This is a genomic window from Pseudomonas vanderleydeniana, from assembly GCF_014268755.2.
Classification (GTDB): Bacteria; Pseudomonadota; Gammaproteobacteria; order Pseudomonadales; family Pseudomonadaceae; genus Aquipseudomonas; species Aquipseudomonas vanderleydeniana.
Genome location: NZ_CP077093.1, coordinates 5,902,064 through 5,919,020, shown reverse-complemented (window position 1 = coordinate 5,919,020; position 16,957 = coordinate 5,902,064). Strand labels below are relative to the sequence as shown.

The 16,957-nt window shown below is 62.8% G+C and carries 14 protein-coding genes and 2 tRNA genes; 4 read left to right on the top strand and 12 right to left on the bottom strand.

Annotated elements, in window-relative coordinates; all coding sequences use genetic code 11:
• Positions 1–40 precede the first annotated feature (40 nt).
• Positions 41–274, bottom strand: a complete 234-nt coding sequence (locus tag HU752_RS26615; protein ID WP_186688801.1) for a hypothetical protein — start codon at positions 272–274, stop codon at positions 41–43.
• Positions 275–449: 175 nt separating this feature from the next.
• Between HU752_RS26615 and HU752_RS26610 the strand changes: the two genes are divergently transcribed.
• A complete protein-coding gene (locus HU752_RS26610) occupies positions 450–914 on the top strand; it encodes an outer membrane lipoprotein (RefSeq protein ID WP_010450521.1) in 465 nt (154 codons plus the stop codon).
• A 141-nt stretch (positions 915–1,055) separates the two neighbouring features.
• On the opposite strand, the gene nhaA is transcribed toward HU752_RS26610, so the two are convergent.
• Positions 1,056–2,237 (bottom strand): Na+/H+ antiporter NhaA, encoded by a 1,182-nt coding sequence (gene nhaA / locus HU752_RS26605; RefSeq protein WP_186688803.1) that lies wholly within the window; start codon positions 2,235–2,237, stop codon positions 1,056–1,058.
• Between the two features lie 291 nt (positions 2,238–2,528).
• On the opposite strand from nhaA, the gene HU752_RS26600 reads away from it, so the two are divergent.
• Positions 2,529–3,626 (top strand): PLP-dependent cysteine synthase family protein, encoded by a 1,098-nt coding sequence (locus HU752_RS26600; RefSeq protein WP_186688827.1) that lies wholly within the window; start codon positions 2,529–2,531, stop codon positions 3,624–3,626.
• Between the two features lie 50 nt (positions 3,627–3,676).
• On the opposite strand, the gene HU752_RS26595 is transcribed toward HU752_RS26600, so the two are convergent.
• From HU752_RS26595 to rimO, 5 genes are all read right to left on the bottom strand, one after another.
• A complete protein-coding gene (locus tag HU752_RS26595) occupies positions 3,677–4,447 on the bottom strand; it encodes an SDR family oxidoreductase (RefSeq protein WP_186688806.1) in 771 nt (256 codons plus the stop codon).
• A gap of 123 nt (positions 4,448–4,570) precedes the next feature.
• A complete protein-coding gene (locus tag HU752_RS26590) occupies positions 4,571–5,032 on the bottom strand; it encodes a YehS family protein (protein ID WP_186688809.1) in 462 nt (153 codons plus the stop codon).
• Between the two features lie 49 nt (positions 5,033–5,081).
• Positions 5,082–5,792, bottom strand: coding sequence for an rRNA pseudouridine synthase (locus tag HU752_RS26585; RefSeq protein ID WP_186688812.1), 711 nt, complete (start codon positions 5,790–5,792; stop codon positions 5,082–5,084).
• 80 nt (positions 5,793–5,872) lie between these two features.
• Positions 5,873–6,349, bottom strand: coding sequence for a GNAT family N-acetyltransferase (locus HU752_RS26580; RefSeq protein WP_264084008.1), 477 nt, complete (start codon positions 6,347–6,349; stop codon positions 5,873–5,875).
• A gap of 85 nt (positions 6,350–6,434) precedes the next feature.
• Positions 6,435–7,772, bottom strand: coding sequence for a 30S ribosomal protein S12 methylthiotransferase RimO (gene rimO / locus HU752_RS26575; protein WP_186688818.1), 1,338 nt, complete (start codon positions 7,770–7,772; stop codon positions 6,435–6,437).
• A gap of 307 nt (positions 7,773–8,079) precedes the next feature.
• Here rimO and HU752_RS26570 point away from each other — a divergent pair, with 307 nt between their 5' ends.
• Entirely contained in the window at positions 8,080–9,978 is a 1,899-nt protein-coding gene (locus HU752_RS26570) for a potassium transporter Kup (protein WP_186688821.1), read from the top strand.
• A gap of 67 nt (positions 9,979–10,045) precedes the next feature.
• Here HU752_RS26570 and HU752_RS26565 read toward each other — a convergent pair whose 3' ends face one another.
• The 4 genes from HU752_RS26565 to HU752_RS26550 all read right to left on the bottom strand — a co-directional run bounded on the left by HU752_RS26565 (position 10,046) and on the right by HU752_RS26550 (position 14,614).
• Positions 10,046–11,332 (bottom strand): virulence factor family protein, encoded by a 1,287-nt coding sequence (locus tag HU752_RS26565; protein ID WP_186688823.1) that lies wholly within the window; start codon positions 11,330–11,332, stop codon positions 10,046–10,048.
• Complete coding sequence (mprF, locus tag HU752_RS26560; RefSeq protein ID WP_186688825.1) at positions 11,332–13,974, bottom strand: bifunctional lysylphosphatidylglycerol flippase/synthetase MprF; 2,643 nt, start codon at positions 13,972–13,974, stop codon at positions 11,332–11,334. Before mprF ends, HU752_RS26565 begins: the two co-directional genes overlap by 1 nt.
• A gap of 272 nt (positions 13,975–14,246) precedes the next feature.
• A tRNA-Met gene (locus tag HU752_RS26555) sits at positions 14,247–14,323 on the bottom strand.
• Positions 14,324–14,537: 214 nt separating this feature from the next.
• A tRNA-Met gene (locus tag HU752_RS26550) sits at positions 14,538–14,614 on the bottom strand.
• Between the two features lie 287 nt (positions 14,615–14,901).
• On the opposite strand from HU752_RS26550, the gene dinB reads away from it, so the two are divergent.
• A complete protein-coding gene (gene dinB / locus HU752_RS26545; RefSeq protein ID WP_186687007.1) occupies positions 14,902–15,963 on the top strand; it encodes a DNA polymerase IV in 1,062 nt (353 codons plus the stop codon).
• A gap of 36 nt (positions 15,964–15,999) precedes the next feature.
• On the opposite strand, the gene HU752_RS26540 is transcribed toward dinB, so the two are convergent.
• Positions 16,000–16,953 (bottom strand): hypothetical protein, encoded by a 954-nt coding sequence (locus tag HU752_RS26540; protein WP_186687008.1) that lies wholly within the window; start codon positions 16,951–16,953, stop codon positions 16,000–16,002.
• Between the last annotated feature and the right edge of the window lie 4 nt (positions 16,954–16,957).

Below are 16,957 nucleotides of genomic sequence, written 5' to 3'. Positions count from 1 at the left end.
GGACTTGGGCCGAAGTTGAGTGAATTGGCCACATAGGCCACTAGTTTGGGAATTCTGCAGCGGCGGCTTCCAGCCACCGCTGCAGATCCCGTCGCTTGATCTTCTGTTTCCGGGCGTCCTCAAGACGCTGCAGCATGAACTTTTTCCGCGCTTCGTTGTCTCCCGCAAGAGATAATGCGAGGTCACGGTCCATCCAACGTCTGGTTTTCACATACAGCCACCCGTGGAAATACAAGCCTGCGGCAGTGGCGATGGCAATGATGAAGTAGTCCATGACGGTCCTTGTGGCAGGTGGGGCGAGCGCCTGGAAAGCGCGCTACCCTGTCTCCGGTTCTGGTGTACGCCAAGTCTGTACTGGCGCTGAATGAAAACCATTTTATCCGCAGGCTGTCGTGACAGAGGTCAAGCTGCGGAGTTTAATTGACGAATGTCTTTTTGGAGCTGCTCCCATGCGTAAGTCTGTTTTGTTGATTGCATCCTTCTCCACAATGGCCATGCTGCTCGGTGGTTGCACCAACAGCCTGACTGGCGACACCTATTCCCGCGATGAAGCCCGTCGTGTACAGACCATTCGCCTGGGCACCATCGAATCCCTGCGTCCGGTCCAGATCGAAGGCACCAACTCGCCGATCGGTGCCGGTGCCGGTGCGATCGTCGGTGGCGTCGGCGGCAGCGCCATTGGTGGTGGTCGTGGCAGTATCGTCACTGCGGTGATCGGTGCGGTGGCCGGCGGCGTGCTGGGCAACATGGCCGAGAAAGGCCTGACCAAGACCCAGGGCGTGGAAATCACCGTGCGTGAAGATGACGGCAGCCTGCGTGCCTACGTCCAGGAAGTGGCGCCGAACGAGATCTTCCGTGTGGGCGAGCGCGTGCGTATCTCCACTGTCGGTGGCACCAGCCGCGTTTCGCACTGATCCAGGATCGGGCGATTACAGAAAACCCCGGCCAGTCTCCTGGCCGGGGTTTTGTTTTTTGGGGGTGACGGTTTGCCTGCGAAGGTGTTGTTGGCCATAAGGTCCTCTTCGCGGGCGAGCCACGCTCCTACAGGACAGGTCTCATGCTTGCGTGTCGCGTCGGCTGGACATGGCCATGACGGCATAGCCGATCACCGCTGCGAGAATCGAACCGGTGAGGATTCCCATGCGATCCATGCCGACGTAATCGCTGCTGCCTGGTATGAAGGCCAGGGAGCCGACGAACAGGCTCATGGTGAAGCCTATGCCGCAGAGGATCGCCACGCCAAGCACCTGGCCCCAGTTGACGGCCTGGGGCAGCGCCGCCATGCCGGCCTTGACCGCCAGCCAGGTCAGGCCGAATACCCCGATCGTCTTGCCGACCAGCAGGCCGGCGGCAATCCCCAGTGGCACCTGATGGGTAAAGCTCTCCAGGCTGACGCCTGCGAGTGATACACCGGCATTGGCGAAGGCGAACAGCGGCAGGATGCCGAAGGCCACCCAGGGATGCAGGGCGTGTTCCAGGCTCAGCAGCGGCGATGGCTCGGAGTTCTTCGTGCGCAGGGGGATGCAGAAGGCCAGGGTCACACCCGCCAGGGTCGCGTGTACGCCGCTCTTGAGTACGCAGACCCAGAGGATCAGGCCGATGACCAGGTAGGGGCCGAGCTTGACCACCCCCAGGCGATTCATCGCGATCAGCGCGATCAGGCAGGCAGCGGCCAGCAGCAGCGACAGCCCCGACAGTTCGCCGGAGTAGAATATCGCGATGACGATGATCGCCCCGAGGTCGTCGATGATCGCCAGGGTCATCAGGAACAGCTTCAGTGATACCGGTACGCGCTTGCCCAGCAGGGCCAGGACGCCCAGGGCGAAGGCGATGTCGGTGGCCATGGGGATTGCCCAGCCGCCCAGTGCTGCCGGGTTGTCCCGGTTCAGCAGCCAGTAGATCAGCGCCGGCACCAGCATGCCGCCGATGGCCGCCGCGCCCGGCAGCACTATCTGCGAGGGCTTGGACAGATGACCTTCGATGACCTCGCGCTTGACCTCCAGGCCGATCAGCAGGAAGAACAGTGCCATCAGGCCGTCGTTGATCCACAACAGCAGCGGCTTGGCGATCGTCAGGGTGCCTACCTGGGTGACGACTGGAACTTCCAGAAGGCCGTTGTACAGGTATGACAGCGGTGAGTTGTTGATCAGCAGGGCCAGGGCGGCAGCGGCGATCAACAACAGGCCGCTGGCTGCTTCCAACTGAAAGAACCGTGTGAAGGTGCTACGCAGAGGCAAGGTTCGCCCTCCATCGATGAGATCAAAGGTGGGACAGCCGAACCCGTACCTTTAGTTATTAAAAGGAAATTTATATTTTATTTTATTATAAGCGGAAAGTTATTGGACCAGTCGATGGCAGCCTAGCAGTTGTATGTCCAAATGCGTCCTCACTGTATCTGTGCGGCTTGTAGGAAAATTCCTATAGTTGTGGCCGAGTGAGTCCTTCATCTTGTGCTTTGCAGGGTTTGGCCCTCTGCTAGGGCATCAGTCCGTCAGCGCCTTTGGCGTGTCCGTTACAACGAGTAATCCATCATGAGCGATAACCGACAGTGGTCCCGGGAAGCGATCCGGATCATCGAGGCCGATTTCCAGCGCAGTGCCGATACCCACCTGATTCCCCTGCCATTGCCGGTGCTGCCGGGGATCGAGCTGTATTTCAAGGACGAGTCCAGCCATCCGACCGGCAGCCTCAAGCATCGCCTGGCCCGCTCGCTGTTTCTCTATGCACTGTGTAATGGCTGGTTGAAGCCGGGGGCGCCGGTGATCGAAGCGTCCAGTGGCTCGACGGCGATCTCCGAGGCCTACTTCGCCCGCCTGCTGGGGCTGCCGTTCATCGCGGTGATGCCCGCGACCACCTCCCAGGAGAAGATTGCGCAGATCGCCTTCTACGGCGGCAAGAGCCATCTGGTGCAGGATCCGACGCAGATCTACGCCGAGTCCGAACGCCTGGCCCGCGAGAGCGGCGGCCATTTCATGGACCAGTTCACCTACGCCGAGCGCGCCACCGACTGGCGGGCGAACAACAACATTGCCGAGTCGATCTTCCAGCAGCTGCGTTGTGAGCGTCATCCGGAGCCGAGCTGGTTGATCTCGAGCCCCGGTACCGGCGGCACCACCGCAACCCTGGGGCGCTATGTGCGCTACCGCCAGCACGGCACCCGGGTGCTGTGCGCCGATGCCGAGCGATCGGTGTTCTTCGACTATTACCAGAGTGGCGATGCCAGCCTGCGCCTGGAATGCGGCTCGCGGATCGAGGGTATTGGCCGGCCGCGGGTCGAGGCGTCGTTCCTGCCCAAGGTCATCGACGCGATGGTCAAGGTGCCGGACGCCTTGTCGCTGGCGGCCATGCATTACCTGGCGGGGCGCCTGGGACGGCGGGTCGGTGGTTCCAGCGGGACCAACCTGATCGGCGCGCTGATGGCGGCGCGACAGATGGTCGAGGCGGGAGAGAGCGGTTCGATCGTGGCGATTTTGTGCGATGGTGGCGAGCGTTATGCCACGACCTATTACGATGAGGCCTGGCTCAAGGCCCAGGGCTACATGCTCGATGAACTGGTCGAGCAGGTGGCCGCCAGTGTCGAGCATGGCGCGGCGTTGCCCGACAGCGTTCTGCGCGCGGGGATCTGAGGGGCTGGCAGCGCGGATGAAGAAAGGCGAGGCCAGCCACGAACGATCAGCTACAGGCTGAACCCGCCATCCAGCGGGATGATGTTCCCGGTCATGTAGGCCCCCGCGGCACTTGCCAGACTGATGGCCAGTGCCGCCATCTCTTCCTCCCGGCCCCAGCGTTTCATCGGGATCAGTGCACAGTCCTGCGCCAGGGCCTGTTCGTCCTCGACGATATGCCGGGTCATCCTGCTCGGGAAACGGCCGGGGGCGATCACGTTGACGTTGATATGCTGGCTCACCAGTTCGCGCGCCAGTATTCGTGACATCTGGTGCAGAGCAGCCTTGCTCGGGCCATAGGCATAGGCCTGTTCGCCAAACGAGGCAATCCCCGCCACCGAGCCGATGTTGATGACCCGTGCCGGATTCTCTGCCGACCCGGCGCGGCGCAGCAGCGGCAGCAACTGCTGGATGCAGCCGAACACCGCCGTGACGTTCAGTTGCATGACCTTCTCCCAGCCCTTGGCCGGGTAGCTTTCCAGTGGCGCTCCCCAGGTGGTGCCGGCGTTGTTGACCAGGATGTCCAGGTGATCGACGAGTCCACCCAACTGCGTGGCCAGTTCCTGCACGCCCGCTTCGCTGGCCAGGTTGGCGGCCAGGGCATGGCAGTGGCCGAGTGCGCCCAGTTCCTCGGCGGTCTGTTGGCAGGCTTCGGCATCGCGAGCGCAGACATAGACCGTGGCGCCGGCCTCGACGAAGGCCTTGGCGATCATCCTGCCGATACCACGGGTGCCGCCGGTCACCAGAGCGGTGCGGCCTTGCAGGGAAAAGTAGGGGTGCATGGCGAGTCCTGAACGGGAAAGGGTGGTCATACCCTAGGTGTTCAGTCCCGCCATGGGAGCCATTATTGCCCCAGGGAATGTCGCGTCATGCCTGTGGCGCCGGACGCTGTGCGCGGCTCGGGGTCACTTGCGTACGCGCAGGGTCAGGCCCTTGAGGAAGTTGCGCAGCAACTGGTCGCCGCAAGGGCGATAGTTGTTGTGGCCGACCTTGCGGAACAGTGCACTCAGTTCCGGCTTCGACACCGGGAAGTCGACCGACTTCAGAATCGTGTGCAGATCGTCTTCCTTGAGCTCGAAGGCCACCCGCAGTTTCTTCAGGATGATGTTGTTGGTCACCGGCAGCTCGACCGCTAGCGCTGGGCGGCTGTCATCCTTGCCGCGCTTGAAGATCACCAGGCCATCGAGAAAGTAGGCCATGACCTCGTCGGGGCAGTGGACGAAGCCTTCTTCCTCGTCCTTTTTCAGGTAGTTGACGATATCGCTCCGGGAGGTATCGAAGCCGGTCAGCTTGATGATCTCGGCGACCTTGGCATCGCTGATATCGAGCATGTAGCGCACGCTGCGCAGTACGTCGTTGTGAATCATGTAGGCAGTCCTGGAGGGTAAACGCCGCGTAATGGCCGCGGCGTTGAAATTAGAATTTTTCCTTGGGCGACAGGTAGCGCCATTGGCCGGCCGGTACCTTGCCGATCGAGACACCGCCGAGACGAATCCGGCGGATGGCCACGACGGTGAGGCCGACGGCTTCGCAGAGCTGGGCGATCAGTCCCGGCTGCGGGTTCTTCAGGGCGAAGCGCAGGCGGTTCTCGCTCTGCCAGCTGGCCTTGGCAGCCGGCAGTTCGCGGCCCTTGATGGTGAGGCCACGGCCGATCCGCTCCAGGCCATGCTCGATGATCTGGCCGCTGACTTCGACCACATATTCCTGCTCGATCCTGGTGATATCTTCGGTCAGCTTGCGCAGCACTTTCCAGTCCTGGGTGAAGACCAGCAGGCCGCTGGCGTTGGCCTGCAGCTCGGCGGCCGTGTTCAGGCGCAGAAAGTGCCCGCGCAGCGGGCGCTTGCCGTAACGGTGCTCCTCGCTGAGGCTGGCAGCGCTCAGCAACTGGCGTGCACTGTCCGTATCGAGGCCGGCAGGCTGGTTCAGCAGCAGGGTCACCGGCTCCGGTGCGGTGGCCTTGGCATTCGGGTCCAGCTCGACCTTCTGGCTGTCGACCTTGAACTGCGGCTCGTCGATGACTTCGCCGTCGACCGTGACCCAGCCACCCTCGATGAACAGCTCGGCCTCTCGGCGGGAGCAGCCGACCAGCTCGATGAGGCGTTTGGAAAGGCGAATGGGTTCAGACATGACAGCGGCCGTAACAAAAAAGGGTTGTCATTGTACCTGCCTGGCGCCGGTTGCGTCCGGCAACATTTGTCGCAGTGGGTTCAGCGCTTGAGCCGCAGGTGCAGCAGGGGATAGGGTTGCCCCATGCCGTCGTGCTCCGATCGCCCGATCACCTCGAAGCCCTGCTTGAAATAGAAACCGATGGCCTGCGGGTTCTGTTCGTTGACGTCCAGCCGGTCGGCATTCAGGTGATCGATCGCATACCACAGCAGCAGCTTGCCCAAGCCTTGCCCACGATACTGCGGGGCGATGAACAGCATCTCCACCTTGCCCGCCGCAACGCCGGCAAAGCCGCTGATTCGCTGCTGCGAGTCGCGAGTACAGATCAGCATCACCGCGTCCAGGTAACGGGTCAGCACCAGGTTTTTCAGCAACTCGATGTAGCTGTCCGGGAGAAAGTCATGGGTCGCCCGGACGGAGGCCTCCCAGACTTCGGTCAATTGCGGGTAGTCGTTGAGCCGCGGGGTGTAGATGGCTGAGTGCTGGCGCATGTCGCCGTTCCTTGTCTGGCGCGAGATGGATCTGGATCGTTCAGCCAAACGATAGCCGTAAAAAAGCCCCGCATCTCGTGGAGAGAGCGGGGCTTTTCGACTTTTTTACGGCTTACAGGCGTTCGGCCCAGAGGTCGTATTCGTCGGCGTCGACCACCCGGCACCAGATCTTGTCGCCTGGCTTGAGGTCACCGGCACCGTCGATGAAGACGTTGCCGTCGATTTCCGGGGCATCGAAGAAGCAACGGCCAACGGCACCGTTCTCGTCGACTTCGTCGATCAGTACTTCGATTTCCTTGCCGATGCGTTGTTGCAGGCGGGCCGAGCTGATGGCCTGCTGGTGCGCCATGAAGCGTTCCCAACGGTCCTGCTTGACCTCGTCCGGGACCACGTCCAGGCCCAGGTCATTGGCCGGTGCGCCTTCGACCGGCGAATACTGGAAGCAGCCGACGCGATCGAGCTGGGCTTCGGTCAGCCAGTCGAGCAGGTACTGGAAGTCTTCCTCGGTTTCGCCGGGGAAGCCGACGATGAAGGTCGAACGGATGATCAGTTCCGGGCAGATCTCGCGCCAGTTCTTGATCCGCGCCAGGGTCTTGTCCTCGAACGCCGGGCGTTTCATGGACTTGAGCACTTTCGGGCTGGCGTGCTGGAACGGGATGTCCAGGTACGGCAGCAGCTTGCCGGCGGCCATCAGCGGAATCAGCTCGTCGACGTGCGGGTACGGGTAGACGTAGTGCAGGCGTACCCAGACGCCCAGGGTGCTGAGCGCTTCGCACAGCTCGGTCATGCGGGTCTTGACCGGGGCGCCGTTCCAGAAGCCGGTACGGTATTTCACGTCGACGCCGTAGGCGCTGGTGTCCTGGGAGATCACCAGCAGTTCCTTGACGCCGGCCTTGACCAGGCGCTGGGCTTCGTCGAGGACGTCGCCGACCGGACGGCTGACCAGCTTGCCACGCATCGACGGGATGATGCAGAAGCTGCAGCTGTGGTTGCAGCCTTCGGAAATCTTCAGGTAGGCGTAGTGACGCGGAGTCAGCTTGACGCCCTGTGGCGGCACCAGGTCGATCAGCGGGTTGTGGTCCTGGCGTGGCGGTACCACCTCGTGTACCGCGCCGACCACCTGCTCGTACTGCTGTGGGCCGGTGACCGCCAGCACGCTGGGGTGCACCTCGCGGATGTTGCCTTCTTCCACGCCCATGCAGCCGGTGACGATGACCTTGCCGTTTTCCTTGATCGCTTCACCGATCACTTCCAGGGATTCGGCTTTGGCGCTGTCGATGAAACCGCAGGTGTTGACCACCACGACATCGGCGTCCTGGTAGGTGGAGACGACGTCATAGCCTTCCATGCGCAGTTGCGTGAGGATGCGCTCGGAGTCCACGAGGGCCTTCGGGCAACCAAGACTTACGAAGCCGACCTTGGGATTGGCCGGTGCGGTGGGGGTGGACATGTCTAACCTCGGTTGATGTGTCAGGTCGTTCGACGACGACGGGCGCTTTGCGCGCCTCTGATCAAAAAGTGCGCAATTCTAGCGGCGAGCGACGCACTTGAACAGCTTTATGGAGGGAAATGCGACGAGTGCTGCGCTATGCTTCGCCGCGTTGCGCTCCGATGACAATTTTTGTTTCAAATAACCGACAAAAGATTGAGCATCGGCAACTGTAAGAAAACCAGCGCATGCTGCACTGACATGCTGAACTGAAAAAGAATAGTGCTTCGTTGAAGAAGCCCCGGTCCGGGTTGTGGGGGAGTAGTTGATGGGTCATGCAGTGAGTGAGGCGCAAGCCGGTCACTCGGTGGCAAAACCGCTGAGCATGCTGGTTGCCGCTGTGGGCGTGGTGTACGGCGATATCGGCACCAGCCCGTTGTACACCCTCAAGGAGGTGTTCACCGGCGGATATGGGGTGCAGGTCAATCATGATGGCGTTCTCGGGATCCTGGCGTTGATCTTCTGGTCGCTGATCTGGGTGGTCTCGATCAAGTACGTGTTGTTCATCCTGCGGGCGGACAACCAGGGCGAGGGCGGGATCATGGCCCTGACCGCACTGGCACGCAGTGCATCGGCGTCCTATCCGCGCTTGCGGGCGGTGCTGATCATCCTCGGTCTGATCGGCGCGGCGCTGTTCTATGGCGACAGCATGATCACCCCGGCGGTGTCGGTGCTATCGGCGGTCGAGGGCCTGGAGCTGGCTTTCGATGGCCTGGAGCATTGGGTGGTGCCGCTGACGCTGGTGGTGCTGGTGGGGCTGTTCCTGATCCAGAAACACGGGACGGCCAGCATCGGCAAGCTGTTCGGGCCGGTGATGGTGACCTGGTTCCTGGTGCTGGGGATTCTCGGCGTGCATGGCATCGCCCAGCATCCGGAAGTCCTCAGCGCGCTGAACCCGGCGTGGGGCGTGCGTTTCTTCATCGTGCATCCCGGCACCGGCGTGGCGATCCTCGGTGCAGTGGTACTGGCGCTGACCGGTGCCGAAGCGCTGTATGCCGACATGGGCCACTTCGGCCGCAAGCCGATTGCCCGGGCCTGGTTCGCGCTGGTGTTGCCGGCGCTGGTCCTGAACTATTTCGGCCAGGGGGCCCTGCTGCTGGCGGATCCGGAAGCGGCACGCAACCCGTTCTACCTGCTGGCCCCGTCCTGGGCGCTGATTCCATTGGTCGGGCTATCGACCCTGGCCACCGTGATCGCTTCCCAGGCGGTGATCTCCGGGGCCTTCTCGCTGACCCGCCAGGCGATCCAGCTCGGCTACATCCCGCGCATGTACATCCAGCACACTTCCAGCGCCGAACAGGGGCAGATCTACATCGGTGCGGTGAACTGGACCCTGATGGTCGGGGTGATCCTGCTGGTGCTCGGTTTCGAGTCGTCCAGCGCGCTGGCCTCGGCCTACGGGGTGGCGGTGACCGGCACCATGCTGATCACCAGCATCCTGGTGTCGGCGGTGATGCTGCTGCTGTGGAAGTGGCCACCGGTGCTCACCGTGCCGATCCTGGTCGGCTTCCTGCTGGTGGACGGGCTGTTCTTCGCCGCCAACGTGCCGAAGATCGTCCAGGGCGGTGCCTTCCCGGTATTGGCGGGGATCGTGCTGTTCCTGCTCATGACCACCTGGAAGCGCGGCAAGGAACTGCTGGTCGACCGTCTCGACGAGGGCGGCCTGCCATTGCCGATCTTCATCGGCAGTATCCGCGTGCAGCCGCCGCATCGCGTGCAGGGGACTGCGGTGTTCCTCACTGCGCGTCCGGATGCGGTACCGCATGCCCTGTTGCATAACCTGCTGCACAACCAGGTGCTGCACGAGCAGGTGGTGCTGCTCACGGTGGTCTATGAAGACATCCCGCGGGTACCGGCCCAGCGTCGTTTCGAGGTCGATGCCTACGGCGAGGGCTTCTTCCGGGTGATCCTGCACTTCGGGTTCACCGACGAACCGGACGTTCCGGAGGCGCTGAAACTGTGCCATCTCGACGAGCTGGACTTCAGTCCGATGCGTACCACTTACTTCCTCAGCCGTGAGACCGTGATCGCGTCGAAGATCGTCGGCATGGCACGCTGGCGCGAGTCGCTGTTCGCCTTCATGCTGAAGAACGCCAACGGCAACCTGCGGTTCTTCAAGTTGCCGGTCAACCGGGTGATCGAGCTGGGGACCCAGGTCGAGATGTAATCCCCTGGCATGAAAAAGCCCCCGTTGCCTTGCGGCAGCGGGGGCTTTTTATTGGGCCTGGATCAGGTCATTCGGCCTTGGCCTTGCTCTGGCGCTTGTCGATCGCATCGATCAGGCGCTTGGCCAGGGCCGGGTAGTTCTCGTCGAAGTGGTGGCCGCCCGGCAGTTCCATGGCTTCACCGACGGCGGTCTTGGTGGTGCAGCCGCTTTCGTCGAGTTCTTCCTTGCCGTAGATGCACAGCACCTTGGCAGCAGGCAGCTTGGCCATGTCCGGGCCGGTGTCCAGTTCCATGCCGGCCTTGCCCAGCCAGCCATCGACATGGATCTCGAAGCTGCCACTGCGGGCAAAGGCCAGCAGGATGATCGCGTCGACCCGCTGCTGCTCGTTTTCCGGCAGGTGGTTGTAGATCGCCGGCAGGACGTCGGCGCCGAAGGAGTAGCCGGTCAGCACGAAGCGCTTGGTGCCCCATTTCTGCCGATAGTGCTGCATCAGCTCGGTCAGGTCGACCGCGCTCTGCTCCGGGCTCTTGTGCTGCCAGTAGTAGCGCAGGGTGTCGATACCGACCACCGGATAGCCCATCTTCGCCATTTCGCCGGCGACATCGCGGTCCAGGTCACGCCAGCCACCGTCACCGGAGAGGAACAGGGTCACGGTGTCGGTGGTCTGGCCAGCGGGCACTTCGACCACCGGAATGGTCAGGCCGCCGTTCTCGTTGCCTACCAGCATCTTGCGCAGTTCGTTGTTCAGCACCTGCGGCAGGTGGATGTCGTAGTCGCTGATACTGGTCTCGGCGTTGGGTTGATCGCGCACGAAGGCCGCGCTCGGATCATCCGGGCCGTCGTTCCAGGCCACCAGCCAGTGGCCATGGGCAGCCGACTTCGGAACCGGGACGGTGCAACCTGGCTGCTCGAGGGTGAAACCGACCGAGATGGCCTGGGCCTGGTCGTTGTTCTGCGCCGCCAGCCAGTTCCAGGCCAGTGAGGCGCCGGGGCCGATGCCGGTGACCACGGTCGCCGGGCCCTTGAGCTGTGTCATCGCCGCGTCGAGCGCTGCCTGCTGCAGCTTGCAGTCTTCCTTGGGCAGGATCACCTGGACGATCTGTGCCGCGCCACCACGGCTCAGGGCCGCCAGTTGCTTGTCGCTCAGGGCGTCTTCGGCGAGGGTGGCGACGATGACCTGGGCCTTGGGCGAGGTGCCGGGGACCAGGCGGGTAAGGGTGGAGCCGTCGGCCTGGCTCAGGTGTTCAAGGGTCGGTTCCGGCGCCGGACGATTCCAGAACCAGTAGCCGGCGCCCGCGAGCGCGGCCAGGACCACCACTATTGCCAGTAACAACCGCCAGGAGCGTCGAATCATCAGCGTTTCACCAATCCAGTCAAGCCGCCCGCGATCAGGGCGGCGGTATCGGCCAGGGCGACCAGCGGATCGAGTCCGGCTGGCACGGCCATGTAACGGGGTTCCCAGTCAGGCTGGAACTTGTCCTTGAAGCGGCGCAGCCCCTGGAAGTTGTAGAGCTGCTCGCCGCGCTGGAACACCATCGAGCCCAGGCGCTGGGTCAATGGAGCACCACGCCGTGGCTGCAGGCCGGAGAGCGGGACCATGCCGAGGCTGAAGCGGGCATAGCCCTGATTCTTGTAGTGCTGAATCAGGCCGACCATCAGGAACTCCATGGTCAGCTTCGGTGCCTCGGGGTGCGAGCGCATCAGGTCGAGGCTCGCCAGTTCGTGGCTGTGGGTCTCGAGCAGGTTGGCGAACGCCACCGGGCGACCTTCGAAGTGAATGATCGCCACCCGGAAGTGGTTGATGTAGTCCGGGCTGAAACGACCGAGGGAGAAACCTTTTTCACGGACGTTCTTGCCGGTCAGCCAGGCATCGGAGATCACCTTGAGCTCGTCCAGCGGTGCCTGCCCCGGCTCGTAGATCTCCAGGGACAGGCCATCGCGGCTGCCACGGTTCCAGGTGTAGCGCAGGTCCTTCATCTCCTTGCCCTTGGATTCAAGGTCAAAGCGCTTGAGGTCGACCCGGGCTTCCTCGCCGAGCTTGATCGCGGTCAGGCCGATGTCCATGTAGTACGGCAGGTTTTCGGCTCGTACCTGGTAGAACACCGGGCGCGCGTGGTGGGTATCGCACAGGTCACGGAACTGCCAGATCAGTTCGGCACGCTGGCGTGCCGGGCCGATCGGATCGTACAGGGCCACCAGGCTGCGGCCGCGGCGGGCGTACATCAGGAAGGCGGTATCGGTGGGGTGGAACAGGAACGCCTTGTCGCCAGTCAGGGCCAGGCCACCGTCGGGCTGGTCGGAGGCCAGCAGGATCTTGTGCGCGCGCTCCAGTTCCTCGTCGTTGGGCTGGTGGATTACCGGCCGCTCGGTACGCAGCAGCCAGGTCAACGAGACCACCACCAGCAGCACGGCGGCACCGAGCAGTGAGCGCAGGCCGCGAGGGGCGTCACCGTCCAGTGCGAACTGCCACCAGAGTTCGTGGCTGTAGGGCACGTCCTGGTAGGCGAACAGCAGCAGCCAGACCGAGGCGCCGAGCACGCACAGGCTGGCAACCAGGTACAGCGGCGAGAAGGGAAGCTCGGTCAGGCGGCTGGGGCGGTAGAAGGAGCGGCGGAACATCCCCAGCAGGCAGGCGGTCGCTGTCAGCATGCTGGCTTCTTCCCAGTCGAAGCCCTTGAGCAGTGACAGCAGTGCGCCGACCAGCAGCAGGATCATGGTCAGCATCCAGGCGGCCGACAGGCGCCGGCGCAGGCCCTGGGCCAGCAGCAGGCAGAGGACACCGACCAGGCTGGCACCGAAGTGCGAGGCATCGATCAGGCGATCCGGCACCAGGAAGTCGATACCTTCCAGGCGCGTATCGATTTCCGGAGTGGCGCCGGAGAACAGCAGGGCCACGCCGGAGAGGAACACCAGGACCGCGAGGATCGGCGCGGCCATGCCCGAGGCTACACGCATGCTCTGGCGCGAGGCGATCAGGCGCTGTGCCTCGGTACTCAGCAACGTCAGGCAGGCCAGCAGCAGTGGCAGCAGAACATAGATCAACCGGTACAGCAGCAGTGCGGCGGCCAGGGGGGCGGCGCCCAGTTCGTTGGTGAAGGCGGCCAGCAGGATCGCCTCGAACACCCCGACGCCGCCGGGCACATGGCTCAGCACCCCGGCAGCCAGGGCCAGCAGGTAGACCAGCAGGAAGGCGCCGAAGGGCGGCGCTTGCGGCAGCAGCAGATAGAGCACGGTGGCCGCTGCCGCCACGTCCAGGGCGGTGATGACCAGTTGCAGCAGGGTCAGGCGTGCGCTGGGCAGGCGCAGGGTGCGACGGCCGACCTTGACCAGCAGGTTGTTGGGGATCGGTTGCTCCGGCAGGCGCCGGCGATAGATGCCCAGTGCCAGCAGGCCGGACAGGCCGAGAATGGCCACGGCGACGCCGCCCAGCAGGTAGGGTGGCAGGTGCAGGGCTTCGGAAGCGGCCGGCAGGTTGCTCAGGGTCGCCAGGGCGGCCAGCGGTGGTAGGGCGCAGCCCAGCGACAGGCTGGCGAACAGGGTCATCCGGGCGACTTCGGCAGCGCCCAGGCCGTTGCGGGCATAGAGACGATAGCGGACCGAACCGCCGGAAAGCAGCGACAGGCCAATCGCGTTGCCGATGGCGAAGGCGGTGAAGCCGCCGAGCATCAGGGTCTTGCCGGGCAGCTGGACATCCGCGTAGCGGCTGGCGGACCACTCGTAGCCAAGCAGGATGATGAAGCCGATGACGGTGGCCGCGACCGCTCCACCCAGTGCCGGCTTGGGTACGCTCATGATCGAGTCGTGCAGGGCATCCAGATCGAGCTCCATCAGCAGGTGACGGCAGGCGATCAGGGCAATGGCGAACAACAGCAGGGTGACAGCCAGGCCGACGGATTGACGGTATTTGCTCAACAGATCCAGCCAGCGCAAACGGGTGGCCGCAATCGGGTGTGTCGCTGTGACGGGGTCTTGTGGTTCAGACGAGTTGGCGCGCATCAATCACCTCTAGGATTGTGCGCGACAGGATGGAGGTATCCAGCCAAGTTACCAATCCCTATGGACAAAATAATTACAAATATTAACGCGTCTCGCCGCTTTGCGGCGACCCACGCACCGGGGCTGTTGTTGTAGAGGAAGTTTGTTGCGAATTCAGCATAGCCTGTGCAGCCATTGACTCCGATTTCTGTCGAGGGTTCGCGCGGGTGGCGGGGGGACTTTTTCGGCGGATACAAAAAAGGCCACTCTTTCGAGTAGCCTTTTCTGATGTTTGGTTGCGGGAGCCGGATTTGAACCGACGACCTTCGGGTTATGAGCCCGACGAGCTACCAGGCTGCTCCATCCCGCGTCAGTGAGGCGGCATTCTACAGCCGAACGGCGCGGTGTCAACCTTTAATGGTCCGGATGGTCAAAAAAAATGCAGAAATGCCGGAAGTGACTGCTCGGTTTCGCTAAGTGTCAGGTGGGCAAGGTTTTTTTGCGGTGTGGGAAAAAGGCGGGGCGGATAGAAATAACCAGAAACAAAAAAGGCCATATCTTTCGATATGGCCTTTTTCGATGTTTGGTTGCGGGAGCCGGATTTGAACCGACGACCTTCGGGTTATGAGCCCGACGAGCTACCAGGCTGCTCCATCCCGCGTCTGATGTGGCGGAATTCTACAGATATCCGCGAGGCTGTCAAACCTTAATTTCAAAAAACCTCTTTATTGTTCAACTGCTTAGGATTCAAAAACGGCTTTCGGGGTGGCTCGGGGCCATGCTGGGCAAGGGTTTCAGCTCTATTGGTGGCCGTTCGTCGATTGAGAAAATAAATTCGTTTTGGTGGTTTCCTACAACCTGGAACGAAGATTCAAACTACTGGTGCTATATACAGTGACTGGTGCGATACTGGCGATCCATGCGTTCCTGCCTTCAGAACTGTCCCTCATGACGCAACGCAAAATCATTCACGTGGACTGTGATTGCTTCTACGCAGCCATCGAGATGCGTGACGATCCGCGCCTGGCGGGCCGGCCGATGGCGGTCGGTGGCTCAGCCGATCGCCGCGGGGTGATCGCTACCTGCAATTACGAGGCGCGGGCATTCGGCGTGCGCTCGGCGATGTCGTCGCGGCATGCCTTGAACCTGTGCCCGGACCTGTTGATCGTCAAGCCGCGCATGGACGTCTACAAGGAGGTCTCGAAGGAGATCCAGGCGATCTTCCGCGACTACACCGAGCTGATCGAGCCTCTGTCGCTCGACGAGGCCTACCTCGACGTTTCCGATAGCCCGCACTTTGCCGGCAGTGCGACGCGGATCGCCCAGGACATCCGGCGCCGGGTTTCCCGGCAGTTGCACATCACCGTCTCGGCGGGCGTTGCGCCGAACAAGTTCCTGGCGAAGATCGCCAGTGACTGGAAAAAGCCCGACGGGTTGTTCGTGATCACCCCGGACCAGGTGGAGGGCTTCGTTGCCGGGTTGCCGGTGAGCAAGTTGCACGGCGTCGGCAAGGTCACGGCGCAGAAGCTCGAGCGACTGGGAATCGTCGATTGCCTGCAACTGCGTGAATGGGGCAAGTTGGCCCTGGTGCGCGAGTTCGGCAGTTTTGGCGAGCGGCTCTGGGGCTTGGCGCGCGGGATCGACGAGCGCCTGGTGCACAACGACAGTCGGCGCCAGTCGATCAGTGTGGAAAACACCTACGACACCGACCTGCCCGATCTTGAGAGTTGCCTGGAGAAGTTGCCGCACCTGATGGAAACCCTGGCTGGGCGTGTGGCTCGGCTGGACAGTGGTTATCGACCGGGAAAGCCCTTCGTCAAGGTGAAGTTCCACGACTTTACCCAGACCACCCTGGAGCAGGCCGGTGCGGCGCGGGATCTGGAGAGTTATCAGCAACTGCTGAGCCAGGCGTTTGCCCGAGGTGGCAAGCCGGTACGGCTATTGGGCATTGGCGTGCGCCTGCAGGACTTGCGCAGCGGCCATGAGCAACTGGAGCTGTTCAACCGCTAAATGGCCCGCCGGGTCAAGGCGGGCCACCCAGTCGATTCAGATGGCCCCGGGATCGGCAACCAGGCGACCGGCGTTGCGGGTCAGCGACTTGACGAATTCACGCTGCAACTCGGGATCGTTGCGGGTCAGTTCGATCAGGCTCTGCTCCAGTTCGCTGGCTTCCTCTTCCAATCCCAGTTCCGACAAGCGCTTGACCCGGTGGACCCATTGGCTCACGTCGTCGCCCTCGAGGTCGTCGTAGATCAGGGCGTGGGCCTCGACCAACTTGCCACGCAGCTTGCTGCTGATGGACAGGCTGGAATCGGAGTGGATCTGGTCCTGGGTGTCCTCGACGCGAATCGTCAGGCTGCCGATTCGGTTCAGGTCCTGCTCGGCAAACGGACTGTCCAGCAGGTTCAGGCGCAATACACCGTGACGGTCGGTGGTCAGCTCGTAGGTCTGGCGACCGGCGACGACCTCGACCGGACGCTCGGCCCAGGGCAGGCTCGAATACTCCATGCGCTTGTCGCGCTGGACTTCCTCGATGCCAGCCAGGTTCTGCTGCGCCCGACCATGGGACTGCATGTTCATGAACGGGTTGAGGCCATCGACACCGTAGCTCAGCCAGTCGTGGGTCACGCTGCTGGGCAGGGTACCGAGGGCGAACACGTTGACCACGTTGGCACCCACGCCGCCAACCAGCGCCACCGCACCCAGCGGAATCTCGTAGACCTTGCGCCACGGCTGGTAGGGCGTGTAGCGGTCGTAGCGGCGGGTGACATCGAACTCGGTGACTTCGAAGGTCTTTTGTTCGTGGATCCGTACACGACGTTGCGGCAACTCGAGGATCTTCGGGTCACCGACATCGATCTGCAGGCTGTGTTCGAGCAGTTTTCGCTCGACGCGTTCCTCGTGCTCGCTGCGCTGCGACATCGGGTTGGCGCAGCCAGCCAGCAGCAGGGCGCCGCACAAGGCGGCGCCCCCGAGGGTCAAGGTACTTCGATTGGACATGAGG

Bases quoted from the DNA above. Each gene is read 5' to 3' on its own strand.
- rimO (WP_186688818.1), bottom strand. From the start codon at position 7,772: ATGTCCACCCCCACCGCACCGGCCAATCCCAAGGTCGGCTTCGTAAGT.
- HU752_RS26610 (WP_010450521.1), top strand. From the start codon at position 450: ATGCGTAAGTCTGTTTTGTTGATTGCATCCTTCTCCACAATGGCCATG.
- HU752_RS26615 (WP_186688801.1), bottom strand. From the start codon at position 274: ATGGACTACTTCATCATTGCCATCGCCACTGCCGCAGGCTTGTATTTC.
- HU752_RS26570 (WP_186688821.1), top strand. From the start codon at position 8,080: ATGGGTCATGCAGTGAGTGAGGCGCAAGCCGGTCACTCGGTGGCAAAA.
- HU752_RS26540 (WP_186687008.1), bottom strand. From the start codon at position 16,953: ATGTCCAATCGAAGTACCTTGACCCTCGGGGGCGCCGCCTTGTGCGGC.
- HU752_RS26565 (WP_186688823.1), bottom strand. From the start codon at position 11,332: ATGATTCGACGCTCCTGGCGGTTGTTACTGGCAATAGTGGTGGTCCTG.
- HU752_RS26595 (WP_186688806.1), bottom strand. From the start codon at position 4,447: ATGCACCCCTACTTTTCCCTGCAAGGCCGCACCGCTCTGGTGACCGGC.
- HU752_RS26590 (WP_186688809.1), bottom strand. From the start codon at position 5,032: ATGATTCACAACGACGTACTGCGCAGCGTGCGCTACATGCTCGATATC.
- HU752_RS26585 (WP_186688812.1), bottom strand. From the start codon at position 5,792: ATGTCTGAACCCATTCGCCTTTCCAAACGCCTCATCGAGCTGGTCGGC.
- dinB (WP_186687007.1), top strand. From the start codon at position 14,902: ATGACGCAACGCAAAATCATTCACGTGGACTGTGATTGCTTCTACGCA.
- mprF (WP_186688825.1), bottom strand. From the start codon at position 13,974: ATGCGCGCCAACTCGTCTGAACCACAAGACCCCGTCACAGCGACACAC.